Source organism: Clostridium algoriphilum, from assembly GCF_020443705.1.
Taxonomy (GTDB): Bacteria; Bacillota; Clostridia; order Clostridiales; family Clostridiaceae; genus Clostridium_AD; species Clostridium_AD algoriphilum.
The window spans coordinates 260927-287095 of record NZ_JAIZZK010000001.1 but is presented as its reverse complement, the minus strand read 5'-3'; the positions used below and the strand labels follow the sequence as shown (position 1 = coordinate 287095).

21 protein-coding genes and 1 pseudogene are annotated in these 26169 nt (G+C 28.7%); 15 read left to right on the top strand and 7 right to left on the bottom strand.

Annotation, left to right across the window (positions count from 1 at the left end; translation table 11 throughout):
• The first annotated feature begins 1 nt into the window (after nt 1).
• The 5 genes from rbsD (at nt 2) to LGK95_RS01405 (ending at nt 5060) form a co-directional block, all read left to right on the top strand.
• Nucleotides 2-397, top strand: a complete 396-nt coding sequence (rbsD, locus tag LGK95_RS01425; protein ID WP_226121396.1) for a D-ribose pyranase — start codon at nt 2-4, stop codon at nt 395-397.
• Between the two features lie 38 nt (nt 398-435).
• Entirely contained in the window at nt 436-1941 is a 1506-nt protein-coding gene (locus LGK95_RS01420) for a sugar ABC transporter ATP-binding protein (RefSeq protein WP_226121394.1), read from the top strand.
• Nucleotides 1942-1982: 41 nt separating this feature from the next.
• On the top strand, nt 1983-2912 hold the full coding sequence (locus LGK95_RS01415; protein ID WP_226121392.1) for an ABC transporter permease subunit: 930 nt from the start codon (nt 1983-1985) through the stop codon (nt 2910-2912).
• A gap of 19 nt (nt 2913-2931) precedes the next feature.
• On the top strand, nt 2932-3840 hold the full coding sequence (gene rbsB, locus LGK95_RS01410; protein ID WP_226121390.1) for a ribose ABC transporter substrate-binding protein RbsB: 909 nt from the start codon (nt 2932-2934) through the stop codon (nt 3838-3840).
• A 221-nt stretch (nt 3841-4061) separates the two neighbouring features.
• Nucleotides 4062-5060 (top strand): LacI family DNA-binding transcriptional regulator, encoded by a 999-nt coding sequence (locus LGK95_RS01405; protein ID WP_226121388.1) that lies wholly within the window; start codon nt 4062-4064, stop codon nt 5058-5060.
• Between the two features lie 135 nt (nt 5061-5195).
• Here LGK95_RS01405 and LGK95_RS01400 read toward each other — a convergent pair whose 3' ends face one another.
• On the bottom strand, nt 5196-5408 hold the full coding sequence (locus LGK95_RS01400; RefSeq protein ID WP_226121386.1) for a helix-turn-helix domain-containing protein: 213 nt from the start codon (nt 5406-5408) through the stop codon (nt 5196-5198).
• Nucleotides 5409-5835: 427 nt separating this feature from the next.
• On the opposite strand from LGK95_RS01400, the gene LGK95_RS01395 reads away from it, so the two are divergent.
• Together LGK95_RS01395 and LGK95_RS01390 are read left to right on the top strand one after the other, a co-directional pair.
• Complete coding sequence (locus LGK95_RS01395) at nt 5836-6522, top strand: response regulator transcription factor (protein WP_319001880.1); 687 nt, start codon at nt 5836-5838, stop codon at nt 6520-6522.
• Nucleotides 6512-7999 carry a sensor histidine kinase gene (locus tag LGK95_RS01390; protein ID WP_226121384.1) on the top strand — a complete coding sequence of 496 codons (1488 nt, stop codon included), beginning with the start codon at nt 6512-6514 and terminating at the stop codon, nt 7997-7999. Before LGK95_RS01395 ends, LGK95_RS01390 begins: the two co-directional genes overlap by 11 nt.
• A gap of 88 nt (nt 8000-8087) precedes the next feature.
• On the opposite strand, the gene LGK95_RS01385 is transcribed toward LGK95_RS01390, so the two are convergent.
• Both LGK95_RS01385 and LGK95_RS01380 read right to left on the bottom strand, forming a co-directional pair.
• Entirely contained in the window at nt 8088-9860 is a 1773-nt protein-coding gene (locus LGK95_RS01385; protein WP_226121382.1) for an ABC transporter ATP-binding protein, read from the bottom strand.
• Nucleotides 9826-11553: an ABC transporter ATP-binding protein gene (locus LGK95_RS01380; protein ID WP_226121380.1), complete on the bottom strand. Its 1728-nt coding sequence runs from the start codon at nt 11551-11553 to the stop codon at nt 9826-9828. The genes LGK95_RS01385 and LGK95_RS01380 overlap by 35 nt, the downstream gene beginning before the upstream one ends.
• Before the next feature lie 774 nt (nt 11554-12327).
• Between LGK95_RS01380 and LGK95_RS01375 the strand changes: the two genes are divergently transcribed.
• Entirely contained in the window at nt 12328-13224 is an 897-nt protein-coding gene (locus tag LGK95_RS01375; protein ID WP_226121378.1) for a hypothetical protein, read from the top strand.
• A gap of 21 nt (nt 13225-13245) precedes the next feature.
• Here the strand turns inward: LGK95_RS01375 and LGK95_RS22745 are convergent.
• Nucleotides 13246-13386, bottom strand: a pseudogene (locus LGK95_RS22745) (Tn3 family transposase); the annotation flags it as partial.
• 263 nt (nt 13387-13649) lie between these two features.
• Here LGK95_RS22745 and LGK95_RS01365 point away from each other — a divergent pair.
• The 3 genes from LGK95_RS01365 to LGK95_RS22630 all read left to right on the top strand — a co-directional run bounded on the left by LGK95_RS01365 (nt 13650) and on the right by LGK95_RS22630 (nt 15485).
• Nucleotides 13650-14300, top strand: coding sequence for a hypothetical protein (locus tag LGK95_RS01365; RefSeq protein ID WP_226121376.1), 651 nt, complete (start codon nt 13650-13652; stop codon nt 14298-14300).
• 268 nt (nt 14301-14568) lie between these two features.
• Nucleotides 14569-15012 carry a GH25 family lysozyme gene (locus LGK95_RS01360; protein ID WP_226121374.1) on the top strand — a complete coding sequence of 148 codons (444 nt, stop codon included), beginning with the start codon at nt 14569-14571 and terminating at the stop codon, nt 15010-15012.
• Nucleotides 14991-15485 carry a peptidoglycan-binding domain-containing protein gene (locus LGK95_RS22630; RefSeq protein ID WP_226121373.1) on the top strand — a complete coding sequence of 165 codons (495 nt, stop codon included), beginning with the start codon at nt 14991-14993 and terminating at the stop codon, nt 15483-15485. Before LGK95_RS01360 ends, LGK95_RS22630 begins: the two co-directional genes overlap by 22 nt.
• 323 nt (nt 15486-15808) lie before the next feature.
• Here the strand turns inward: LGK95_RS22630 and LGK95_RS01350 are convergent, their stop codons facing one another.
• Nucleotides 15809-16324 carry a nitroreductase family protein gene (locus tag LGK95_RS01350; protein WP_226121371.1) on the bottom strand — a complete coding sequence of 172 codons (516 nt, stop codon included), beginning with the start codon at nt 16322-16324 and terminating at the stop codon, nt 15809-15811.
• Between the two features lie 954 nt (nt 16325-17278).
• Here LGK95_RS01350 and LGK95_RS01345 point away from each other — a divergent pair.
• The gene (locus LGK95_RS01345) at nt 17279-17461 is read left to right on the top strand and encodes a hypothetical protein (RefSeq protein WP_226121369.1); all 183 of its coding nucleotides are present in this window, start codon (nt 17279-17281) and stop codon (nt 17459-17461) included.
• 149 nt (nt 17462-17610) lie between these two features.
• On the opposite strand, the gene LGK95_RS01340 is transcribed toward LGK95_RS01345, so the two are convergent.
• Nucleotides 17611-17910, bottom strand: a complete 300-nt coding sequence (locus LGK95_RS01340) for a hypothetical protein (RefSeq protein ID WP_226121368.1) — start codon at nt 17908-17910, stop codon at nt 17611-17613.
• 273 nt (nt 17911-18183) lie between these two features.
• Here LGK95_RS01340 and LGK95_RS01335 point away from each other — a divergent pair, with 273 nt between their 5' ends.
• Nucleotides 18184-18402, top strand: a complete 219-nt coding sequence (locus tag LGK95_RS01335; protein WP_226121366.1) for a hypothetical protein — start codon at nt 18184-18186, stop codon at nt 18400-18402.
• Nucleotides 18392-20299 (top strand): type IV secretory system conjugative DNA transfer family protein, encoded by a 1908-nt coding sequence (locus LGK95_RS01330; protein ID WP_226121364.1) that lies wholly within the window; start codon nt 18392-18394, stop codon nt 20297-20299. Before LGK95_RS01335 ends, LGK95_RS01330 begins: the two co-directional genes overlap by 11 nt.
• A 314-nt stretch (nt 20300-20613) precedes the next feature.
• Here LGK95_RS01330 and LGK95_RS01325 read toward each other — a convergent pair whose 3' ends face one another.
• The gene (locus LGK95_RS01325; RefSeq protein WP_226121362.1) at nt 20614-23847 is read right to left on the bottom strand and encodes an Eco57I restriction-modification methylase domain-containing protein; all 3234 of its coding nucleotides are present in this window, start codon (nt 23845-23847) and stop codon (nt 20614-20616) included.
• Nucleotides 23848-24372: 525 nt separating this feature from the next.
• Between LGK95_RS01325 and LGK95_RS01320 the strand changes: the two genes are divergently transcribed.
• Entirely contained in the window at nt 24373-26052 is a 1680-nt protein-coding gene (locus tag LGK95_RS01320; protein ID WP_226121361.1) for a hypothetical protein, read from the top strand.
• Nucleotides 26053-26169: the final 117 nt, after the last annotated feature.

Sequence of the window (26169 nt, the reverse complement as noted above, 5' to 3'; positions counted from 1 at the left end):
CATGAAAAAAACTGCATTACTAAATTCACAAATATCTGAAGTAATCTCTAAAATGGGACACAAAGATACCTTAGCAATAGGGGACTGTGGTCTTCCAATACCAGACGACATTAAAAGAATAGATATTGCATTAATTAAAAATATACCCGGGTTTATTGAAACTCTAAATGCCGTATTAACAGAGCTTCAAGTAGAAGAAGTAATAGTGGCTAAGGAGACATTTGAATTAAGTCCTAACATATTTAATGATGTAAAAAAAGCAATTGGTGATGTAAAAATCACATTTACAACGCATGAGAAGCTGAAAGCTGAGTTAAAACAATGTAAAGCTGTAGTAAGAACTGGTGAACAAACTCCCTATGCAAATATAATACTAAAATCAGGAGTTGTATTCTAAATATAACAAGATATAAGTAATTTTGAGGAGGAGATTTAATGACTAATATAACGCCTCTACTTCAGATGAAAAATGTTTCAAAATCCTTTCCAGGTGTAAAGGCTCTCGTAGATGTTAGGATAGAAGCTTATAGTGGAGAAGTTCTAGCCCTTCTAGGAGAGAATGGAGCTGGGAAATCTACTTTAATGAAAATACTAAGTGGAGTATATACTAAGGATACAGGGAGCATTATTATCCAAGGTTCTGAAGTAGATATAAAAAACATAAAAGAAGCTGAAAAATTAGGGATAGCAATTATTCATCAAGAACTAAGTCTTCTCCCTAATTTAAGTATATGGGAAAATATATTCTTAGGTAATGAAGTATTCAGTGGAATAACAAGAAGAATAAATAAGAAAGTGCTAAGAGAGAAATCGGAGACTTTACTTAAAAGCATTAATTTTAATATTGATGTAAACACCTTGGTTAAAAATTTGAATGTAGGAGAAAGACAACTAATAGAAATTGCAAAAGCGCTCTCTAAATATTCTAAAATAATAATAATGGATGAGCCTACAACTGCATTAACTGATGTTGAAACAGATAATCTTTTTAAAGTTATAAACAAGCTTAAAAATGAAAATATGAGCATTGTATACATCTCCCATAGAATGGACGAAATATTTAAAATATGTGACAGAATAACAGTTTTAAGAGACGGTAAGCATATTGGTGAAGTTAAAACAAAAGACATTACAAAAGATGATTTAATTTCAATGATGGTTGGGAGAAAATTAGAGGAACAATTTCCTTACAGAAAATCACCGAAAGGAAAAGCCCTTCTTAAAGTTGAAAATTTAAGCTTTAATGAAAAGGTTTGCAATGTTAGTTTTGAAGCAAATAGTGGCGAAATATTAGGTATATCAGGTCTCATGGGTTCAGGGCGGACTGAGATGGCAAAGACTATATTTGGAGAATACAAAAAATCTTCTGGTAGAATACTTATTGATGGCGAAGAAGTCAATATTCACTCTCCTAAAGACTCCATTGAGAAAGGAATCTGCTATCTTTCTGAGGACAGAAAAAAAGAAGGGCTCATTCTTGGTATGTCAGTAGGAACCAATATGACCTTAGCTAACCTTAAAAAATATGAAAATAGAGCTAAACGCATTAATAAAGCAGAAGAAAATAAGTCAATACAAGAATATATAAAAAAACTTTCTATTAAGACCCCAAGTTCAAATCAGTTAATAAAATATTTAAGTGGAGGAAATCAGCAAAAGGTTATATTAGCTAAATGGCTCATGCTTGCACCAAAAGTATTAATTATAGACGAACCAACTAGAGGAATAGACGTAGGAGCTAAAAAGGAAATCTATGAAGTTTTAAATGAATTAAAGTCTATGGGTAAATCAATTATTATGATATCCTCTGATATGCCTGAAGTACTCGGCATTTGTGACAGAATTTTAATAATGCATGAAGGAGAAATATCTGGTGAGCTTTCCAGGGAAGAAGCTTCTCAAGAAGCTATAATGAAGTATGCTATGGGGTTAGATAATTGAGACTTTAGTTGATAATGTTCACTAAGAAAGGAGATTATATTGTGAAAGTTAATTTAAGAAATATGATTGTAAAGTATAAATCTTTAGTAGGTTTATTGGTATTATGTATTGTTATATCATTTATTACTCCTAGATTTTTAAGCATATCTAACATTAAAAACGTACTTACTCAAGTTTCAGTAAATGCCGTTATAGCAGTAGGAATGTCTTTTGTTATCCTTACTGGAGGTATTGATTTGTCAGTAGGATCAATACTTGCAGTAAGTGCAGCTGTTGCTGCAAGTATAATAAAGTCAACAGGTAACTTATTTTTAGCAATAATTGTAGCTTTAGCCATAGGTGCTGTAATAGGCTTTATAAATGGTATTCTTATTTCAAAGGGGAGAATACAAGCTTTCATAGTTACACTAGCTACAATGATTATCTTTAGAGGAGTAACTTATGTATATACAAATGGCACTCCTATCTCAGGACTAGGACAAAGCTTTTCTAGCATAGGCAATAAAATGATTTTAGGAATACCAATCCCTGTTGTATTTATGGTTATAATATTTGGTATAGCATTTTATGTTTTAAGTCAAACCAGATATGGTAGATATATTTATGCACTAGGCGGAAACGAAGACTCAGCAAGATTATCAGGTATTAATACAGATAAAATCAAAACACTTGTATACGTTATTTGTGGAGCAACCGCAGCCTTAAGTGGAATTATTGTTACAAGTAGAATAGGATCAGCTTCCCCAAATGCTGGAGTAGGTTTTGAGTTAGATGCTATCGCAGCAGTAGTGTTAGGTGGCACCAGCTTAATTGGTGGAGAGGGTAGTGTAGTAGGAACAATAATAGGAGCTTTAATCATTGGTGTACTTAATAATGGCTTAAATCTTATGAATGTATCACCATTTTATCAATCAATTATTAAAGGCATAGTTATTTTACTAGCTGTAATGGCTGAAAAAAAGAAAAAATAAAAATTGGAGGATGATTTAAATGCGAAAAAGATCAAAATTACTTTCATTGGTATTATCAACTGTATTTGTTATGTCAACTTTGGTTGGCTGTAGCTCGCAGAAATCTGCAGAAGGTGGAAAAAAAATTGGAATGGTAGTATCGACCCTTAATAACCCATTCTTTGTATCTATGAAACAAGGTGCTGAGAAAAAGGCAAAGGAATTAGGATATACTCTTGTAGTTCTTGACTCTCAAAATGATGCAGCAAAGGAAAGATCTAATGTAGAAGATCTAGTTCAACAAGGAATTGTAGCTTTAATTATTAACCCAACAGATAGCGATGCGGTTGTAAACTCAATAACATTCGCAAACGATAACAATATAAAAGTTATAACACTAGATAGAAAATCTAATGGTGGGGAAGTTGCATGTCACATTGAATCCGATAACGTAAAAGGTGGAGAAATGGCAGCGAATTTTATACTTGAAAAATTAAATGGAAAAGGAAATTTAGTAGAGTTACAAGGTATTCCAGGAGCATCTGCTACAAGGGATAGAGGAAAGGGTTTTCATAATATAGTAGATAAAAAAGATAAAATCAAGGTTGTGGCTAGTCAAGCAGCAGATTTCGATAGACAGAAGGGATTAAATGTTACTGAAAACGTTATTCAAGCGACTCCTGCGTTCGATGCAATATTTGCACATAATGATGAAATGGCTCTAGGCGCTATAAAAGCAGTCAAAGCGGCTCATAAGAATGTTATTATTGTAGGTTTTGACGGAAATGATGATGCAAAAGCTGCTGTTAAAAGTGGAGATATGACAGCAACGATAGCACAAAAGCCAAGTTTAATGGGATCCATTGCAATAGAAAATGCTATTAAAATAGCAAAGGGTGAGGCAATTCAAAAGGAAATTCCTGTTGAACTCGAACTTATAAAGAAATAGATACGCAAATATTACAATCACAATTAAATACTAAAAATTATAACCCAGTAGGAGCATCCTCTGGGTTATAATTTTATAAAATGTTTGTAAATAATTTATATTTTGATATATACTTATATTGTCACGTTTTTTAACTGAAATTACATAGTATAAGTATATTTCTAACTTTAAAAGAAATTTTTAATTTATTGTGATCATTTATCGTAAATTGGAGGAAAATTATGAGTAAAGTGACAATGAAGGATATAGCTGAAATGGCTGGGGTTTCAAAAGCCACAGTTTCCATGGTTATGAACAAAAAGGATTCTAGCATAAGCAATGAAACCAGAAATAGAATACTAAAAATTGCTAAAAAGATGAGCTACATTCCTAATTCTATAGCAAGAAGCTTGAGCACTAAGAAATCAGGGACTATAGGGATTATACTTCCTGATATTACAAATCCATTTTTCTCAGAAATGGCAAGGGCGGTTGAAGATGAGGCAGAACGGTTAGACTATAATTTAATGATATGTAACACGGATAATGACATACATAAAGAAGAAAAATATATTCAACTTCTCATTAGTAAACTTATTGACGGTATTATTTTTATGTCTGGTGGAAAAAGTAATGAGAGTATAACCCTATTGAAAAACAACAATGTTCCTTTTGTATTGGTTGATAGATACATTGAAGGATATAAAGATGACTATGGGGTATTTAGCTTAAATAATCAGGGAATAAAAGATGGTATTAAATACTTATATGAAAAGGGTATGCGTAAAATAGTTTTTGTAAAAGGAAGCGAAAATTTAGAAGTATCAAAACAAAGACTAGATGGTTATATTGATGCAATGAAGAATTATGGAATATACAATGAAAAGTATATATTTGAAGGTGACTTTAATGTTAAAGGTGGCATAATAGCCACTGAAAAGATAATAGGCACTTTTAACAATTTGGATGCAATATTATATAGTAATGATATGATGGCACTCGGAGGAATGAAAATTTTACTTCGCAATGGCTATAAAATCCCAAATGATATATCGGTTATCGGCTTTGATAATATTCATATATCGGCTGTCATTGAGCCTGAACTCACAACAATAGCACAACCTATATACAAAATGGGTGAAAAAGCTTGCAGTATCCTAATTAATGTAATCAATGGTGAAATTCCTACCGAAAAACAAGTATACTTTAAAACAAATCTTATTGTTAGAGGAACTGCATAAATGTTTGTTTATGTCACTAAGAATTTTAGAGGTTTAATAAAGAAATATATTCTTTATTAAACCTAAAATTATATAAATCCTTCATGGAGTAATTTAAGACAATTAACTCAATTAAGTTAGTTGTCTTAAATTATTTTAATTTGTTCTAAGTTCATCTATATTAACACATAAAATGGTTGCAATTGTTTCAATTATATTAAATGATGGATTTTTTTTACTTCCTCGTTCTAGTTCTTCTAGATAAGTCTGAGATACATGTACATTTAAATTTTGGGATAAAGTTGATATATCTTTGCTTGTTAAAGATTTATTAAGTCTTAATTCTCTAATCTTACCACCGTTAAGCATATAAAAACCTCCTAATGATTCTATCGAATAAATAATCACTTACAAGTATTATCTAAATCATACAAGTTAATTATACTATGAATATAATAAAATCTTTATTAATTCTATGTGTTTTTTGTTAAAAGTAGAATTTAAATATCAAAATTAAAATAACAATTATCATTTACATATTGTTAACATTGTTGCCATTTAAGTGACATAGAAACAATCTATTATGTACCTATATAATAGATTGTTTAGAATATATACAAAATATAAAATTCCTCTGTGATGCCCCTTGCAGAGGAATTTTTACTTATAAGCTATATATTAGATATTATATTAATAATTATGATTATTGGTGATATTATTATATAATATAGAAGAAAGTTATAACTTGTATTTAAATTTTAAATTATATTAAGCTCTTAATAAAGGAGAAAATTTTATGATGGAAACCATTTTAATAGTTGATGATGAAGAAAGAATTAGAAACCTTGTGTCTATATATTTAAGGAAAGAGCAATATAATGTTTTGCAAGCAGAAAATGGCAGTGAAGCTATCAACATATTTAATAAAACTAAAGTAGATTTAGTTATTCTAGATGTAATGATGCCAATTATGGATGGCTGGGATGTATGCAAGGAGTTAAGAAAGACCTCTGATATCCCTGTAATAATGCTTACAGCTAAATCTGAAGAAGATGACGAATTATTAGGCTTTGAATTAGGAACTGACCATTATATTACTAAACCTTTTGTTCCAAAACTACTAGTTGCTAAAGTCAAAGCTATTCTAAGGCGTGCCCATAGCAGTGAGGATGTTCAAAAAGAAGAGAATAGCTTTGACGGCCTCGTAGTTGATAATTTAAGCCATGAGGTTACCGTATACAATAACGAAATTAACCTATCTCCAAAGGAATTTGAACTCCTAAATTATTTTATACTTAATAAGCGAATTGTATTAAGTAGGGAAAAAATATTGGATGCTTTATGGGGTATTGACTATTTTGGAGATCTAAGAACAGTGGATACTGTTATAAAAAGATTAAGAGAAAAACTTGGTGAAAAATCTTATCTTATAGCAACCGTAAGAGGTACAGGATATAAATTCGAGGTGAAAAATGAAAAGTAAAAAGAGCATAACAAGAAAGCTATTTTTAATAACGTCAATAGTTTTTGTAGTTTTTATCACTACTAATTTAATAGTTCAGTCTGCATTCTTTGAACAGTTTTATATAAGATGGAAAAAAAACAATTTAGAGCATAACCTTATTAAATTTAAAAGTGAATATATTTCACTCAAAAATAATGAAGATGAGAGCAACTTAATTAGTTCTTTTGAAGAAGAAAATAGTTATAAAATAATCATACGAGATAAATCCGGAAACTTAAAATATCTTACAAAAACAGCTGATGAAAGAAAAGACTCTATAAAAGCTAGAATTATGGACCAAATAATGTCGTCTGAGATAGCAAATAAAGGTGGTCTTACAAAATTTAAAGAAGAGGAAAAGCCACTTATTTTTATTACTGATAAAAACCCTGATATGGTAGTAAGCGTAGCGGGAATAGCCTATGATAAAAAGAAAGACGAAATTGTGTATGCTTTTTCTTCATTACAGCCCGTTAATGAAGCAGTTCAAGTTATAAAGGAATTCTACTTATATTTCTACATTGGTGCCCTAATTGTAATTCTACTTCTTTCTTTAATTTACTCAAATATGATTGCAAAGCCACTTATAAAAATAACTAAAACTGCAGGTGAAATGGCAAATCTTAACTTTACAGAAAAATGTGAAGTAAAAAGCAATGATGAGATTGGTGCTCTGGCTGCTTCATTGAACCTTCTATCAGAGAATTTAAATGAGGCTTTAACTTCACTTAAAGATGCTAATACACAATTAGAAAAAGACATAGAAAAAGAAAAAAAACTAACAGAAATGAGAAAAGACTTTGTTGCATCAGTTTCTCATGAACTTAAAACACCTATAACGCTTATAGAAGGGTATACATTAGCGTTAAATGATGATGTTTTAGAAGGTGAAGAAAAACAATATTTTATTGAAGTCATAATGGACGAATCAAGAAAAATGAACAGTTTAGTCTCGGATATGTTAAATTTGTCACAACTAGAATCAGGGAATTTCAAACTTGTTGAGGAAAAATTCTTCCTAAATGAACTAGTAAAGCCTGTTGCTAAGAAATTTTCATCCTTACTTCATGAAAAAAGTATTAAGCTTGAATTAAAACTAATTGAAAATATAGAAGTAAAAGCAGATTGGAATAGAATAGAGCAGGTACTAACAAATTATATGACTAACGCAATAAGACATACTAATGATAGTGGATTAATAAGAATAAAAATGATAGATAAAGAAGATGCAATTTGCGTTGAGGTGGAGAATAGTGGAAGCAAAATTGATGCTAATGAAACAAATAAGATATGGGATAACTTCTATAAAATAGATAAATCAAGGACTAGAAAGCTTGGAGGTACTGGTCTAGGACTCGCAATAGTTAAAAATATAATATTGCTCCATGGTGGCAGATGTGGAGTGGAAAACACAGACCTTGGTGTTAAATTCTATTTTATCTTAATAAAACAATGATTAACTGATAGATATGTCTATATATTTTTAAGAATATAAAAGGGTACGTAAAATACTAAAGCAGTTATTTTACATACCTTTTTTAATATTATTTTACGACAATTACATTACCCTGAATCATGTCTTTATAATATCCCTCAATGGATATAAGTTCATCATGATTTCCAACTTCTAAAATTTCTCCATGCTTTAGGACCACTATTTTATCAGCTTCTCTTATGGTTGATAATCTATGTGCAATAATAAGTGTAGTTCTATCTTGAGCCATTTCTTGAATTACCTTCTGTATTAACTTCTCTGTGTGTGTATCTATATTTGATGTGGCTTCATCTAAAATAAATATTGACGGAGAATGAGCAAGTGCCCTAGAAAAAGATAGAAGTTGTCTCTGGCCTGCTGAAAAGGTAGCTCCTCTTTCCATGACTTCTGCATGTATTCCGTCAGGTAACCGATTTACAAATTCTAAGGCACAAGTAGTTCTTAAGGACTCAATTAATATTTCGTTACTGATATTATCATTTAATACAACATTAGAGGCAATATCACCCGAGAATAAAAATATATCCTGAAGAACAACTGATATACCTTTCCGTAAGTCCTTTTTTCTTATATTATTAATATTAATTCCATCTATTAATATTTCACCCTTTTGGATTTTATAAAATCCACTTATTAAACTTATTATCGTAGTCTTACCTGCACCCGTTTCTCCAATAAATGCGACAGTTTCACCCTTTATAACTTTAAAACTTATATCTTTCAATACCCAATCTGAATTGTTATATGAAAACCATACGTTTCTAAATTCTATATTGCCATGTAACTGTTCCATACTCGTGCCCTTATATATATCTTCTAGAGAATCTTCCTCATCAAGGAGTTCAAAGATTCTCTCTGCTGAAATCAAAGCGGATTGGATAATTGTATAGTTATCCGCAAGATCTGAAATCGGACTATAAAATTGTTTTATATAGGTTGTAAAAGCGAAAAGTACACCTATTCCTATAGTATGGTTTGAAATTTTACCCATGCAATACCAAAGAATAATTGCTACTGAAAGACTTTGAAAAACATCTGCAGCAGGTCTTAATATACTGTTCAATCTAACTTGAAATATTGTGCTTTTTAAATATTCTTCATTTAAATCTAAAAACTCAACATTTTTTTCCTTTTCTCCATTAAATATTTGTATGATTTTCATTCCTGAAATATTTTCAGCCATAAATCCATTTATTTTACCTATTAACATTTTCATAATGGAAAAGTTTTTTTTAATTTTATTCTTCAATAGGAAAACTATAAAAAACATTAGAGGCACAACAGCGAACGAAATTAGAGCTAACCTTACATCAAGTGCAAGCATAACATAAACTATACCTATAAGTAAGAAAACATCCTTAAACAAACTTATAATAACATCTGTATACATCTCACTTAGTGCTTCCACATCATTAGTTGCTCTCGTAATTAATCGTCCAGAGGAGTTTTTGTCAAGATATGAGAGAGGAAGAAATTGTATTGTTCTAAATACATTTTTTCTTAGCTCCTTCATAATTGCTTGACCAGTCTTGTTTATTAAATTCACTTGAGTAAAAGAGGATAACCCGCCAATAGATGCAACAATAAAATATATTATTCCCATAAGTGTTATAGAGTTTATACCATTTCGTGAAACCTTTTTAATTAAGAAATCATCAATCACAAGCTTTAATATGTATGGTTTTAAAAGTTCTGCTGAATTTACTACAATTACGCATAAAGCAGCCAATATTATCTTTTTCAGATGTGGTTTTGTTAACTCTAAAAGTCTTCTAAGACTACTCATTTTACGAAGCTGAACATTGAGATTTATAGGCTTCATAGTATAGTCCTCCTTTCTTTATGAGTTCATCATGAGTTCCCATTTCACTTATTTTACCTTCATCTAAGACTATAATAAAATTGGCATGTTTTATTGTAGAAATTCTATGTGCAATAATTATTGTAGTTTTACCAGTTCTTAATTTTTGTATATTTTTAAGTACCTTGGATTCAGTAATAGTATCCACTGCTGAGAGGGAATCATCTAAAATTAGTATAGGCGGGTTACTAATAATAGCTCGAGCTATTGATATACGTTGTTTTTCGCCGCCTGACAAATTAACACCACGTTCTCCAAGTATTGTATCAAATTCATTACCATATTTCATAATGCTTTCATAAATAGAACTTATTTGAGCGGCCTTTTTAACATCCTCGTCTGTGTATATATCTTTAAAAAACTTAATGTTATCTTTAATGGAAGCAGAAAACAGGAAATTTTCTTGGGGTACATACCCGATGCTACTTCTAAGTGTTTCTAGAGAATAGTCATTTATATCTATTGAATCAATAAAAATTTTATTAATAGGTGACAAGTAAAGCTTAAGTAACAGGTTCAAAAGGGTGCTTTTACCTGAAGCAGTTTTCCCGATAATTCCAACCGTACACCCCTTAGGTATTTTAAATTTAATGTTTTCTAAAGCATTTATGTTTGATTTACCATAAGAAAAGCTCAAATTATTAAATTCTATTTCACCAAGTATAGCGCTACTTATCATTTTACATCCATCATTAATTATTGGACTAACGTTAAAGATTTCATCTAATCTTTTCATTGAAGCAATACCTCTTTGAAATATATTTATAACTCTTCCTATAGAAATTATAGGCCTCATGATCATAGTCAAGTAGCCATTAAAGGCAATAAATTCTCCAAGAGATATATTGCCGTTTAATACCATATTTCCACCTATGATAAGATTCATAACAAAGCTTATGCTAAAGGACATTTCAATTACAGGGGAGACAACGGAAGAAATCTTTACCATGTTAATGTTAGAATTCATCATATCGTCATTTAATGTTTCGAATTTCAGAGCCTCAGCTTCTTCTTGAACATAAGATTTTATTACTCTAATCCCATATATGTTTTCTTGAACTCTGCCAGATATTGCTGCAAAATTTTCTTGAACCTTTCTGAATTGTTTTTGAACACGTTTTCCTGTTTTGAACATAAATAATATAATGAAAGGAATTGGTAACAGTATCATTAGAGTAAGCTCAAAACTTATAATCGTTGACATTGAATATATAGAGATACTGCAAAGAATAATAATATTTAGTATCATTGCTGTTGCTGGACCTAATGTCATCCTTACAGCAGAAATATCATTTATTGCGTATGCAATTAAATCACCTGTTTTATGTTGATTATAAAATTCCGGAGATAATTTCTGAAGGTGATTAAACAATCGCGCGCGAAGATAACATTCAAGATTTCTGGCATTTACTACAATTAGGTTTCTCCATGCATAGGTACTTATAAAAGTTCCTATAGCAATTAATAATATGTACATTATTTTAACTTTTACAAGAGAAAAATCAAAATTATTAGTGCTTAAAATATCAATCGCATTGCCCAGAACTCTAGGAAATAATGACTGGATATAAGATGTTAACATCATAAAAACAAAGCCAAGAATATACGATGTTTTATGCTTTTTAAAAAACTCAAATATTATGTTCTTTCCCATTAAGCAACTCCTTTAAGCTCCAAATTTATGCTTTAATACTATTATAAGTAATATAAGCTACAAAGGCAACGGACATAATATTTATGTAATATTATGTGATAAAATTATAATTCAATGTCTTAGCATAATTAACTGCGTTTATTCTGGAGTATTGATTTATCCTAAAAAATTTCATGTTACACTCCATAAAGTTAATATTATTAAATAATATGATAAAAGTAGTTGTACTGTTCATCTTAATTCAAATATTAATATAATCTCTTAATTTTTCAACTATTATGTTCTTTTATATGACGCTTCCTCTTTTTGACCGAAAATTATTTTCAATGTCAGAGGTTATTTTTCTTACTAACCTATCAGCTTTTTTTATTGTTTCGCTACTAAACTCATAAATTTACGCTATTAACCAGCACAAAACCATTCAATATAATAAAAGTTATATTGAATGGTTTTGTTTTTATAATAAATCATGCATTTTAAATGATTTTATATGTAATTTTACTATTTTATATGGTATACTATTATTGTAAACATTATGTATACATGTTTAGTCTTAATGTATACAGTGGTTTATAAATGTTTACAATGTATAAATTACAATAGGTATTAAAAAACAATATAATAAATCTTAATGATTTATCACAAAATCACTTGCTATAAGCATGATAATACTTATAGAAGTAATGTAATGTTGTAGGTGAAATCCAGATTTAACAAAAGTTAAAATATATATAATATTCATAGAGAATACTGGACTAAGAGAGGGAGCAGGTTATGGATGCAATATTAAGTGTAAGAATAAGCGATGATTTAAAACAAAAATTTAATGAGTTAGCTCAGAGTGAGGGCATAAATAATAAGGAATTAATGGAGCAAGTAGTTAAATACTATGAATTAAATAGAGCCAGAGAAGAAGATAATAATATGTCTGAAGATATAAAAGAATTACAAACGATAACAAGTAGAATGGCAGATATATATATAAATATAGTAGAACGAAATAATGTCAAAACTGCAGAAGTTAAAAATATACATAGGGATGAAATAGTAGATAAAGATAAAGAAGTGCAAAAGCTAAAAGAAGACATCGCTTTATTAAAAGAAGAAAATAAGAAAATAATCACACTAGAAAAAGAGCAATTAGATGCAACCCATGTAAGTAAAGAACTACAAGAAAATATTAAGAGCTTAAAGACTCTTAATAATATGCAGGGTGAAAAAATATTAAAGCTAAAAGAAACTAACGAAAAATATATTAAATATAAAGATGAAATTTATAAAATTAAAACAGACCTTAATAAATTAACAAACGAAAATTTAAGACTTAATAATGACTTAGTTAATCAAAATGCCGAAACGGATAAATTGATAAAACATATTAATGAGTTAGATACAATAAACAAAAATAAGTTAACTGAACTAGAAATTAAGGCTAAGCAAGATATTGAAATGCAAAAGGAAAGAACTAGTTTTGAAGTAGGCAAAGAACTATTGACATTAAGAGAGCAGCAACAAGTTAAATTGCAAGAGTTACAAGAAGACTTTAATGATAGAATTAATAAATTATTGAGAGAAAAAGAAGAAGCAACTGAACAATTTAAAAATATAATTTTGAAGCTAGATAAAAGTGAAACTGATAAAATAACAAAACATATAAATTCTAACGAGTAGCCAATGCTATTATTTGTATTTTATTTTAACGAATTGTCTTTGGGTATCTGCATGTACTGTATCTGGCTGAGTATCTGATTTGTTTTCTAAGAAGACATCAATTATATAAATAGCTTCCCATAATCCACAAGGAATAAGGTGACTAAATAGTGCTATGAATGTTAAAATAGAACTAAATGAACAAATATGTTAAAATTGACAGAGACCCTAGTGTGGTAATTTTGCACAGGTACCTATTTCGTCGCGAGTAAAACCCATATAACTAGATGTGGTTTTAATATATTAATTGCTTTAAATTAAACTAATAAAATTTATTCTATGTACCATGAAAGAACAAATAGAAATAATTTCAAAATAATTAATTAATTAATAATATGGTCGTTTTAGTAAATAAGGTAATTAAAATTCAAAAGGAGTGTTGTAAAATGGAAATGATATTATTAAAGAATGATTTTAATGGTGCTTTAAATGCTTTATTAGAAAATATGGTAGATAATCATATTGGAGAATGTAAAGAGAAATATTCAAAAGAGACCAAAGAACAGTTTAAAATTGACCTTTCATGTAATGAGGACCTAACAAGAGAACTTGAGAATATAGAAAAAATGATAAGTAGGGATTTATCTTCAAAGGAAATAGTCATATTTAAATACCTCTTTAATCATAGCTTAACCAGAAAAGTGTATTCAGGTGATAAAATTATTAAAATACATACCCATAACCTAAAAAAATGGGAAATAGATGGGTTTGGCAATTGTTTGGAGGTATATGTTAAAAATGAAAGTTATGTTGCAGTTAAATGTGAGTTGGGAATAATTTATTTATTAATAGAAGGAAACATAGGCGAAGACAGATATATTTCAGTATCCACTGAAAATAGGGATACAATCTCAGACAATGTTTATCAAATTGAAGGTGCTGTGCAAGTTGCGAATATAGATATAAGTACATCCGAAGGTACAATTATTTTTACTAATGGTAAGGAGCTTCATATAGAGCTTAATAGAGATATTGACCTTGTAGATAGTGATGATTACGATAGCACAGTAATAGGTATTACAACTGAATTTAAGTAAGATAAAACGGGAACTAAGTGTTATGACTTAGTTCCTCTTTTTGTGTCCAATAAAATAATTTGAATTGAATTAAAGAAACCCATGATAGTCGTTGCTTTGAGGAATACAGTACAATGCAATCTCAATTCTTTCTTTCCATGAAGTATCCCTTCCCTTAGTCATAGATTGGCTCATTCCTTTCGTAACTACCTTTATTTTATAGTAGCAGAGATATGGGTTGCAACATATCTTGTTACGAGAAAATAATTAGAACTGGAGATGAAATTTTGTGAGAGGAATAGATATAGCAAGTTACCAACAAAATATAGATTTTAAAAAAGTAAAAAACAGTGGAATAGAAATAGTTTATATTAAAGCCACTGAAGGAGTCACTTATGAAAATCCTCTGTTAATATTACAATATAGTGAAGCTAAGGCAGCAGGACTCAAAATTGGATTTTATCATTATCTAAGAGCAAATGATCCAATATTAGAGGCAAAACATTTCCTAATTGTTATAGATGGACTTTCGTCCGATTGTAAATACGCAATAGATGTAGAAGCGTCATTGGGACAAACTATATCTAAAATAAGCCGTAATGTGAGGCTATTCGCAGATCATTTAATATCAAATGGTAAGGAAGTTTGCATTTATACAGGAGATAATTTTTACTCGAAAAATTTGGATAATTCAGTTAAAAATATACCGTTGTGGGTGGCACATTACGTGTAGCAAAGCCAGATTCAATTAATTATATAGAGTTTCAATATTCAGGATCTGGGAGCGTAGCCGGGGTAAATGGACTTGTAGATTTAGATGAATTTAGTTCTGATATATTTATTGGTTCAATCTCACCTGTAATAGTTATAAATACTGTTGTACGGACTTTTCAACATGCTGTCAACTTAGTGGGGTTAACAGATGAAAATGGGAAAAAGCTTGTTGAGGATGGCATCATAGGGACTCATACCACAGAGGTTATAGCTAAGGTATTGCTTACTAAAGGAGATCATAATGAATTAGTAAGGTGGATACAGCAGAGACTTATTGCATCAGGATTTAGTAGTGGTGTAACTGGAGCTGATTCATATTTTGGTGTAAACACATTAGCAGCTGTGAAAAAATTTCAAACTTCAAGAACATTAAAAGCCGATGGAATTGTGGAATCGTTAACCATAAATCAATTTTTGAAAAAACAAAAATAAACCAAACTAAAAATAATAAGCATCTTAAAATATAAGAAAATGTGAAGGTAACTTACTTAGTATTAAGTTACCTCCATTAGTTGTTTTTAATTAAATGTATATTTTTTTGTATCAAAAGACATATCAAATAAGCCAATTTGATGGGTTCAATCGCCATGAAACGAGAAAAGGTCACATAATAAATAACAACTTTTATCTAGCCAGAAAGACAGGATCAATCTTTGCTATTACAGTTCTACCTTAACCATATTATGTTGTATGGGTTTTGCTATTTATTTGAACAATATAATAATGTTATGGCATAAAAAGACTAACGTTTAACTTTATAACCAGCTTACAATAACATCCTTTTTATTAGATTTAAAATTCCTTCCACTAGAATATCCAACGGTTATAACAGCCATTAGCTGTAAGTCACTTGAAACTCCTAATAATCCCTTTACTTTATCTTCATATTCTAATATTTCACTAATCCAACAAGTACCTAAATCAAGCTCCTGTGCAGCAAGTAGTATGTTTTGTATCGCAGCTCCGATTGATTCAGTATGTCTTAAGTAAATGCTTGGGGATTTATCGTCTAAAGATTTGGTATCTAAAAAGATTGCTATCAAACAAGGGGCATCTTTCACCCAATTATGGTATACAGTAAGAGAAGATAATTTTTTTATCAATTCTTTATTATTCATTATTACAGAGAATCTCCATGGTTGCATATTGTTAACAGATGGAGCACAATTAGCTGCAGTCAATAACTGCATAATAACATCTTTGCTTACTTTTTCTGAAGTATATGATCTGATACTTTTACGATTTAATATAAATGACATTACTGAATGCATTTTAACACTCCTTTTTATAGTGCGATAAATGTATAACTAATGTTTCTATAGTAACATCAACATTTCCATTACTTAACCCCATTTTATAACATTGATTTTAATATATTATATCATATAAATTTTTACAATTGTACACGTTTACAAAATATAGTGTAATTATATTATAAATTTAAGGGGTGATTATTATAATTACATTATTAATTTTTGGTTCTGTCATAATAGTAACACTTATTGGATTAACGTTAGCAGTTTTGAGTGAAATAGACAAAATAATAAAACAAACATAACTAATATATGAACAAAGGTATTTAAAAGATTTAAAATATAAAGAAGTTTACAGTATGGAAGATTTTAAAAGGTTTTTTATATTGACTACCATTCCATTTACTGCAGCTTACATTCAATCAAAAGGTGAAGAAGAGTTACCCTTATCATAGAATTCACTTCCTATCTGTTTAATTTGTCATACAATACAATACAATTAAAATTAACTTATTTACTTATACTATTAATAATGTAGATTCAATAAAAAAAATTATTCAGATCTAAACTCCTCATTGTTTTCTAAAAACAGACGTACTCCCCCCTCATATATCTTATTATCCATTTATCATATTTTCCATATATAACCTTGATTCCAACTTTAAGTAAATTATATTGTTATATACAATAGTTTTCTTGTTTTTTTTAAAACACGAGTAAAATGGCGATGAAACGTATACAAAAGAGTTTTGGAATTTAACTATGAAAAAGAATCAAAAAATTATATTGCATTCAAGAATAACAGAGTTATAATACATTTATAAAATATAATTTAACATCAGACAAAATTCAGATTAAGTTGGGAAAATAATAAATAGATGGATATGGTTAGATTGATAGAAGGAATTTAAAACCAAATGTTATTAATTTATTTATTAGAAATAATATAAGTAAATATTTAAAGGAGAAGGAATGAACAAGAAAAAAAGCAAATCACAAAACACGTTGGACAGTTTAATAGAAATATTTGGTGCAATATTTAGTGAAGCATGTACTTTCAAAAAAATACAAGTTAGTATTAAAAAAAGATTAGATGAGGAAACCAAAGAAATATCTAATGAACTTTATATATTAAATATTTTCCAGGCAGAATAAGTCAAAGAAATATTTATATTAACTGCTTAAACTATAATTTAATCGAAATTCATGTAGTTAAAAAAAGTAGTGGGACCCCACTACTTTTTTATTTTCTTTATACTTTATAGAATAAAATGAATTCAACACAATAAAAGGTTATCTTTAAGCTATTTTTTAGTATTACCTTTATTTGCTGCTGAACGTGCATTTAATTGTTTTGTTTCTTCTAAAGCAGCAGCGTCACTGTCGCTATTCATATTAGACATACTAGACATGTAAGCACTTAAATCTCCATTAGAAAGATAAAAATCATTGTTATCTTGTTCATTAATTAAACGCGCCTTTGATTTTGAAATACTATCATTAACACTACTATTAATACCTTCATTTGAGTAAGTGCTTGAGTCTGTATTACCTTCTAGTTGTTTATTTGATTTTTTTGTTTCTACTAAATTATTTTCATTCATAATTATTCTCCCTTCAAATATAAATTTATTTTACACTATATACGTTCAATACATTATATAGTTTACCCATTTTGCTATAAGTTATAGTTGAAAAAACTTAGTGTACTTTTTTAAATCTTAAAATATACTTTAGTTACATTCAAATTGAAATTTTTAAGAGATGAGCAATAAACCTAATGTGGTTATTCCCTTATATAATGCATTATTAGAGAGGATCGAGCCTGTTTTCAGAAGTTTATATATATATAACTCATATGATGTAAAAATTTAACAATGAATGAAAATAGGAAAGAGAGGTTAACAAAAGATATATCTACTATGAATCATAAAGGACTTTTGTTTTTAAGAAATATAATTAATTTGAATATTGATAGATTTTTTCAATCGACAACACAAAAGGAAAGTTTTTTAAAAGATGTAGATAAACTAGAAATGGCAACATTACAAGAAAAATTACGTAATAATGTGAAGGGGGGTAAAAATGAATTATAATAATGACAAAAACACTAGTGGTTCGGATAGTTTTATACTATTTACACTAGCATTTATAGCATTAGTGCTATTTGTAATTGTAAGTTTACCTAGTGTGATACTTACAATAGCTCTAACAGTTATATTTATAAACACAAAGAAAGTTAAAAAAAAATATTTATGTATAGCAAGTTTTGTATTAGCTATACTTGTAAATCTTAAGGTTAGTTTTATGCAAAAATACTTAGTACATTCAATAAATTTTTTAAATATTATATTGGATGCTATAATACATAAAAAAACTGCAACCATATCTACACTTTACAAAAATTATATATTAAATATTAATATAGTTTGGCAATTACTAATTGCTTTAATAATAAGTAGTATAATAGCAGAAATTTATTATATAAAAAGGCAAAAAGAGAAGAAAGGTAAAAGTAAAACAGATAAAAGAAAAGAAAAGAAAAAAGAAAATACCGTAAATAAATATTCGGAAAAAATTAATTTACAAACGCATGACGAAGGAACTACAACGATTGGTGCTGATTATGAAGATATTGAAGTCGTAAAAATAAATGATAATGCAAAACATATAATTGTAGCTGGAACAACTGGTGCTGGTAAAACAATTGCTATAGCAAATTTTATTGAGAGTGCTATTCAAAAAAATCACCCTGTTTTTGCTATTGATGGAAAAGGGGATTTAGGGGATGGAAGTTTATTAAATTATATGCAATCACTTTCGGAAACATATAATAGACAATTATATGTTGTAAACTTTGTAAAACCCGATGAAAGCGACCATTACAACCCTTTTAAAGGAGCTGGAATGACAGAAGCAAAAGATATGTTAATCGGCATGAGTGATTGGTCCGAAGCACATTACAAAGTAAATACAGAAAGATATTTACAACAATTAATAAAGATTTTAAATATAAAAAAGATACCTTTAGATTTAAATACAATAATAAAGTATTCGCCAACTCTATTCCAAAATTTAATTGAAGAAATGAAATATAACAACGAAATTGAAATTGATGAATATGCAAAACTATCAGATATAATTGAAACCACTGCTCCTATAGTAAATAGTGCAATGGCTCGGTTTGCAACTACGGCGGAGAGTGAGGCAGGTGAAATATTTAATAGTAATGGTATTGATGTATACACAGCATTAAAAGAGAAGGCTAATATCTTAATTGTTTTAGATAGTCTTGGTAAGCAAGAGCTTAGTAAACAAGTTGGAAGGCTTGCAATATTGGATGCTAAAAAAGCAGTATCTAAATTATTTTTAGATAAAACAAGAAAATATTTTATTTTTGACGAGTTTAATGTGTACGCTAGTGACGTTGCAATCGATCTATTAAATAAATCTAGAAGTGCGAATATAACATGTATCCCAGCATTTCAAAGTTTATCTGATTTAGACAAAGCTGGTGGGGTTGCACTTAGAAATCAAGTTATAGAAAATTGTAATAACTACATAATAATGAGACAAAACTCTTATGATAGTTCTGCAGAGTGGGAAAAAGTAATCGGACAAGAAAAAAGAACTAACTATTCTTATGGCGTAGAAAAAAAAGCTAGCATATTTGGAAATAAAATAATATCTACAGGCAATGGTAATATGCACGAAACAATGCAAAGCAAATATACGTACACCGATATTCAAAATTTAGAAACTGGACAAAGCATTTTTATATCAAAAGACCAAAAGATTGATATAAAAATGAAAATGCGTTATGTAAAAGTTGATGGACTTGTTTTAGAAAAAAAAGAACCTATAAACATAAAGTTTGATAAAACTATACCATTAAAGCCTGTAAATACTGTTGATATAAAACCCATTGAAGATAAAAAAAGTGAAGAAACCGAAGAAACTAGTTTTGATGATATTGAAAACTTGTTAAAATAACTTGTATTGATACCTAAGCTATTGTTTTAAATTAGGGTGTAAGTCTTAATTAATTAAGTAAACAATGCTTAAAAAGGACATAGAGAGCAAAAAACGTGCTTTCTGTGTCCTTTTTTATTATCTAGTTTAATTTCAGTAAAGAAGTAGGGTGGCAAGTGTTGATTATAATCGCCAGTTAGCATGCTTCGGCAGTCAAAGTTTTATATAGTCGCTAATTATTATCTGCCTTTTCACTTCGTGTATACTTAGTTGAAATTTAGTTGAATTAAATTTTTCGTTACTAACCGTTGATACGACTGGTTTATCTATAGCATCTATAACTCTCTAATGATTTTTTTCTGGTTTTCATCTATACCATAAATGTTGTAAACTATCTCATCTATCTCCTGAATTAGTAATCGATTATTATTCAGAAAGTCTCTACAGCCTTCACTATATTTATTAAAATAATTATTTATTATATTTAAGTCCTTTGGAGAAAGCAACTTAGAGTTTTGTTTAAAATACTTTTTGATAAATATATGGGTTTCTAATTTATAAAAATTATTTTCAATATTTACTTTAAAGTTAAACTGAAGCCATTCTTTAAACTCAATAATTAAATAATTTATAGAGATACCATTGTTTAAAATATTCTGGACTTTATTAGCAATATTGTTTTGAATGTTTTTTTCAACAACAGGTATTTTAAACTTTTTCACTGATTTAGGTTCATATTTTCTGGTTTCACCATGATAGGCATCTCCTTCGAATTTATACCAAAATGTTAATAGAGTAGCGTTTAGTATTCCCATTACAAACTTAACATCAAATCCCTTTTTAACATAAATAGCACTATTTGTACCCTTGAATAAATGTTTAGATTCATCTAATGAAAAAGCATTATATTTTTTTGTTCTAGGCGCTAGAAGTTTTAACTCCATGGATTTAAATTTGTCTAGATTTCTAATGTTAGGAAACTTGTACCAAGTACTATCATTAATTGATTTTATCCTACTCTTCAACAGTCTATACAAATATGGATACGTATTATTAAAATCGCTTTCACTTGTTAGTTCATTAGCTACAATCCAGAAAACTCCCTCATTCTTCATAAAATATTTATCAATTGAATCAGCATTTAAAATAGCTTTATATACAATTTCTCTTTCGCTTTTAGGTACCATCAAATATTCCGATTCAGTCAATGTAAAGTATTGTAATTTATTTATAGGTGGTTGGAATCCTCCAAATACGTCAAAATAATCTCTATTGTCCAAAGATATAGATTCAATCCCACTAATTTGATGCATTATTAGATCTATTTCAGAGGTAATACCATATCTATTCCATTTTTCATTAAGAGTAATTTTATACGGAATACTTGAACAATTTCCTGTATTAAAATACATCTCCTCTTCATTTAATGGAATATTTATAGAAGTACTTTCTTCAAAAATTCCTTTTTCATATATTATTATTGAACTATTTGTTCCGATAGTAGTTCCATCTAAATCAATGAATACAGAATACTTACTATTAAATATTATATTATTTATTGTTCCATTCTCTAACAATGATTTTTTCACAGTATTTAACTTTTCATAATTCAGCCATTCCTGAGATGTTATAAATCCTAAAGAACCCTTATCCTTAAGTAAATTCATACAAAGAATAATGAAGAAAATATATAGATTAGGTTGTGCATCCTCATGGTGAATTCTACAGTTATAAGAAATACCTAAGTATTGACCTGTTTCAAATGGCTTTCTTGGATTAATTAAACTCCATTTTAAATATGGAGGGTTCCCAATAATTATATCAAATCCTCCAGTTTCCAAAACCTCTGGGAATTCTTTATTCCAATCAAACGCTTTACTTGTTATTGGACTGTCATTGATTAGACTATTTCCACATCTGATATGCCGATTTAAAGCCAGCAGCGGCCTATCCTTTTCAACAGTCTTAAGCCACAATGATAATTTTGTTATTTCTACACTTTCTTCATTTAAATCTACGCCATAAATATTTTTACTTAAGATTTCTTGGTTTAACTGAAATAAATTAATTTGGCCATAATGATTATTTTTTAAGTAATCCATCTTTCTTTCCACTCTCTCGTATTCTTTGCTCAAAAAGTCGCATACCTGTACTAAAAATGCACCAGATCCACAAGAAGCATCAAGTATTTTTAAATCTCTTAATATATCTCTATATGCTACATATATAAATAATTCTTTGCTGTTAGTCTTGTTTAATTTTTTCCCTTCAATGTCCTTAAGAACTTTAATCTCCTGTGAATTGTAATAATTTACAATTTCATTAAATTTTTTTTCTAGATATTTTCCTAGAGTTTCATCAACTATAAGCTTAGTAACATTATTAGGTGTGTAAAATATTCCTTCTTTATTTCGTCTACCTTCATTATCATAATCCTCAATTCCAGTAAACTCTTTTTTTAATTCCGCTAAATCTGTTATAGATTGTTCAAATATGTGACCAAGTATTTCCACATTAATATCATTTGAAAATTTATAATTAATAATATCATTTAGATTTTCAAAAAACTCATCTGGTATCTTAGAATTATCAAGAAACGTATCAAATTTAAACAATTCTCCATTAAATTTATTTATATTAAGTGTCTTCTTACCTTCATCTAAAGCTCTAAATAATCCCTTGATTTCAATCCATATACCGTTATATGAGTATTTACCTCTTACTAGAGCATTTTTTAGTTCGTCTTGTTTTATAAGTTTCATTCCTTGACAAAAACATATAAAAACAATTCTATCTAAAAATTTTTGTGAGCATCTGATACATTGGTCAATGTCTAAATATGGATTATTATCTTTTATAACATGTAATAAACTTAACCTTAACAACTTATATTTACTATAAAATTCCTTAGTAATATTTTTTTCAATATTATAAGCTCGTTTACTCAACATTTCAGTCTTTGATTCATTTTCTTTTGTTATTAAATTATTCCTGCATAGTAATAAGTAAAATCTTTTAAATTCATTTTGTTCCTGAATGTCTTCTAATAAGAATTTTTCATAATAATTCTGGCTTCTTCCGACTTTATATATCCTAATCTCCTTAAAATTTGATACCAATACCCATTTGCATCCATCATATTTGCTAGCGTAACTGAACGCCTGTTCAACTGGTGTTCCATAATCTTTAGCATTTCTCTTTTGTTTTTCATCTAAATCAATATTCGGACCCTTTAATTCAATAACAGCTTGCGTTTTACCCATTGTATTGCTAGCTGAATATAATCCTAATACGCCATCCGGTTTAGTTCCATCTACTTCTGTTTTTTGTTCTATACATAAACTCCAATCTTTTTCACCAGATGTCACAGTACTATAGTCTAAAACATCAACAAATATGTCCTTAAAAAATTCTCCCCCTAACTGTATTTCACTTTGGCTTTTAATATAATCATTATTGCTCCATTTTTTTATTACATTTACCCTTGCTTCAACATGAAACACGTCTAGTAAATTAACTTCTTTCAATAAATCTTCTGTATTAAATAACGGAATATCATATTTACTCATAACCTACCACTTAATAATTGCTATACATTTACAATATTAAACAAATGCTTGATATATGATAAATTTAGAATTAGGAAGGAAAGGTGTACCAAATGATTCACAATTCATAGCACCATATATCAACATTCCATACGGTATCATAAGGTTATAAGACTAATTATAAAACATATCATTCATAGTAAAGTTAAAAAGTATGACGAGTAGTATAAATGTCATCACTGGAAACTTGAATCATAAGCTCTGGGGTATATTCTTGAGCTTTATTTTACCTATTTTTACAAATATTGCAGGAGAAAAATTGTTTTATGGCGAATTAATATAATAAAAATGTTAAAGCGCGAGGTGGCTTGTACTACATAATTAATAGGAGTTAGATGAAGTATATATTGTCTATAATGGGAAGTTATGATGATTAGAGAAAATGTAAATTCTTAATAAGTTTTAGAATTTGGAGTGGTGAACCGTATCATAAGTTACTGCGGTTTTGTAAATGAGTATTTGATGATAATAGTAGGAGGTGGATGAATGAATATAATTGAATATCTTCGTGAAGAAACCAATGACTTTTTAACAATAGAAAAGTATGATTTAGCTGAATTAGCAACTTACCATAACATAAAGTTCTTAATAGATAATAGACAGTTAATCTGTGATTATTTTGATACTCATAAATTAGTCTCATTAGATAATGAAGAACAATATTTCGATTATTTGTATTTAGATCATATTCTTAAATTTGAAGAACACATTGATGATATTCCAGAAGATTTTCGTAAGCATTTACAAGAACTTATACAATATTCAACTAAACATAAAGAGATTATTACAAATGGACCGATAATAAAATGTCTTCAAAGTAATTATGAACAGATATTTACGCTTGCTAATAGACTTTCTGATATGGGATTAATGAAGGCAACACTTGAGTTAATGATTATGTTTTATTCTGGGTTAAAGGATAGTAGAATCTTTCAATATCTTATTAATGAACATACATACTTCGCATTTGATAACTTTGAAGGATTATTTGATATTTTAAAAAAGAATAATCAAGAGCTTTTAAAACTACTTATGGTTGATAATTTCCATAAAGTATCAAGAATGAGGTTCAAAGATATTTGTAATGTTGTGAAAGTTTTGTATCAGCGTGGTTTTGTTAATATAGCCACAGAAAGTGGCAGAAAAGTATTTGAAAACATCGTTGAAAGATACAAACATATGGAGGATGAATATTCTTTACAAGGTGATTTAAAAGTTGCCTATGATACATTGTATCTATTAAGAATGAATGAAGCGAAGGAGCTAACACTAATCATTCGAGAAATAGATGAAAAAGTAAATAAAAAAATTATGGAAACAGGGCAAGAGTTTAAATACGAGTTTTCAACTGAGCCATATAGGAAGTGGATGGAACAGAACAGAAAAGTTGTTCCACTTACAAGATACTTAACTATTAGCCACGAAATGAGCGAAGCAAAGTTATGGGTATCCGCCCTAATAAAATCATCAACTTCATTTAAGGGATCTGTAACAGACATTATAGCTAGTTCTCCTAATACAAATGATTACTTTACTTCAAGTAGAAAAAGCCAATTTGACATTTTAATTACCGTTCATTCATCAAAATTGCTTTATTGGTTTAGTGAGGATGAGGTAGCAGAAGAGTTTAATAATTCGTTAAAAGTCGTAATAGGATGTATATTTGAAACTCTAAAACACGACACTGAATTTGAAAACCTAGATAATAATATTGATGATTTAATTAATATTCTTCGTGAAGTGGTAAAAAACAACGAACATGGAATTGCGCTATTCAATAAATTAATATATATTATTTCTTTCCTTGAAAAGATATTAAGACTAGTATATGTTTCGATTGATAATACTGTTTTCTTTGAGAAGAATATCACCTTGGGTGCTATATTTGGAAATGGTAATAATCTGAACCAAGTAATGTTGAAAGTGTTAGGTGAGCATCATTTAAGATGGACAAGATATTACTTGTTAAAAGATGATAATGAGGTTGGTTTAGAGTATAGAAATAGAATTGCCCACCTTAGAGACATTAATCCTAGTGAAATGAGTATGTTTGAGTTTATAAAGGTTGTATGGATAGTTTTTTCAACAATAAATACAATTTTTATTAATCTAATAAACAATGAAGATTTGGATTATTTAAGTGTTGAAGAAGATTTAGAGATATAAAATGTTAGATATGAGTATACTTAGTTTACTCATCAAATTAAAGTATATTTGAATACCGCTGATACAAAGGTACGGTGAACCGTATACATGGATAACCAAAAATATAAGGCAAAAGCT

Excerpts from the sequence above, each read along its gene's own strand:
- LGK95_RS01405 (WP_226121388.1), top strand. The coding sequence starts at position 4,062 with ATGAGTAAAGTGACAATGAAGGATATAGCTGAAATGGCTGGGGTTTCA.
- LGK95_RS01365 (WP_226121376.1), top strand. The coding sequence starts at position 13,650 with ATGGAAATGATATTATTAAAGAATGATTTTAATGGTGCTTTAAATGCT.
- LGK95_RS01395 (WP_319001880.1), top strand. The coding sequence starts at position 5,836 with ATGATGGAAACCATTTTAATAGTTGATGATGAAGAAAGAATTAGAAAC.
- LGK95_RS01345 (WP_226121369.1), top strand. The coding sequence starts at position 17,279 with ATGAACAAGAAAAAAAGCAAATCACAAAACACGTTGGACAGTTTAATA.
- LGK95_RS01380 (WP_226121380.1), bottom strand. The coding sequence starts at position 11,553 with ATGGGAAAGAACATAATATTTGAGTTTTTTAAAAAGCATAAAACATCG.
- LGK95_RS01375 (WP_226121378.1), top strand. The coding sequence starts at position 12,328 with ATGGATGCAATATTAAGTGTAAGAATAAGCGATGATTTAAAACAAAAA.
- LGK95_RS01325 (WP_226121362.1), bottom strand. The coding sequence starts at position 23,847 with ATGAGTAAATATGATATTCCGTTATTTAATACAGAAGATTTATTGAAA.
- LGK95_RS01350 (WP_226121371.1), bottom strand. The coding sequence starts at position 16,324 with ATGCATTCAGTAATGTCATTTATATTAAATCGTAAAAGTATCAGATCA.
- LGK95_RS01385 (WP_226121382.1), bottom strand. The coding sequence starts at position 9,860 with ATGAAGCCTATAAATCTCAATGTTCAGCTTCGTAAAATGAGTAGTCTT.
- rbsD (WP_226121396.1), top strand. The coding sequence starts at position 2 with ATGAAAAAAACTGCATTACTAAATTCACAAATATCTGAAGTAATCTCT.
- LGK95_RS01390 (WP_226121384.1), top strand. The coding sequence starts at position 6,512 with ATGAAAAGTAAAAAGAGCATAACAAGAAAGCTATTTTTAATAACGTCA.
- LGK95_RS01320 (WP_226121361.1), top strand. The coding sequence starts at position 24,373 with ATGAATATAATTGAATATCTTCGTGAAGAAACCAATGACTTTTTAACA.
- LGK95_RS01420 (WP_226121394.1), top strand. The coding sequence starts at position 436 with ATGACTAATATAACGCCTCTACTTCAGATGAAAAATGTTTCAAAATCC.
- LGK95_RS01330 (WP_226121364.1), top strand. The coding sequence starts at position 18,392 with ATGAATTATAATAATGACAAAAACACTAGTGGTTCGGATAGTTTTATA.
- LGK95_RS01400 (WP_226121386.1), bottom strand. The coding sequence starts at position 5,408 with ATGCTTAACGGTGGTAAGATTAGAGAATTAAGACTTAATAAATCTTTA.
- LGK95_RS01335 (WP_226121366.1), top strand. The coding sequence starts at position 18,184 with ATGAATGAAAATAGGAAAGAGAGGTTAACAAAAGATATATCTACTATG.
- rbsB (WP_226121390.1), top strand. The coding sequence starts at position 2,932 with ATGCGAAAAAGATCAAAATTACTTTCATTGGTATTATCAACTGTATTT.
- LGK95_RS01340 (WP_226121368.1), bottom strand. The coding sequence starts at position 17,910 with ATGAATGAAAATAATTTAGTAGAAACAAAAAAATCAAATAAACAACTA.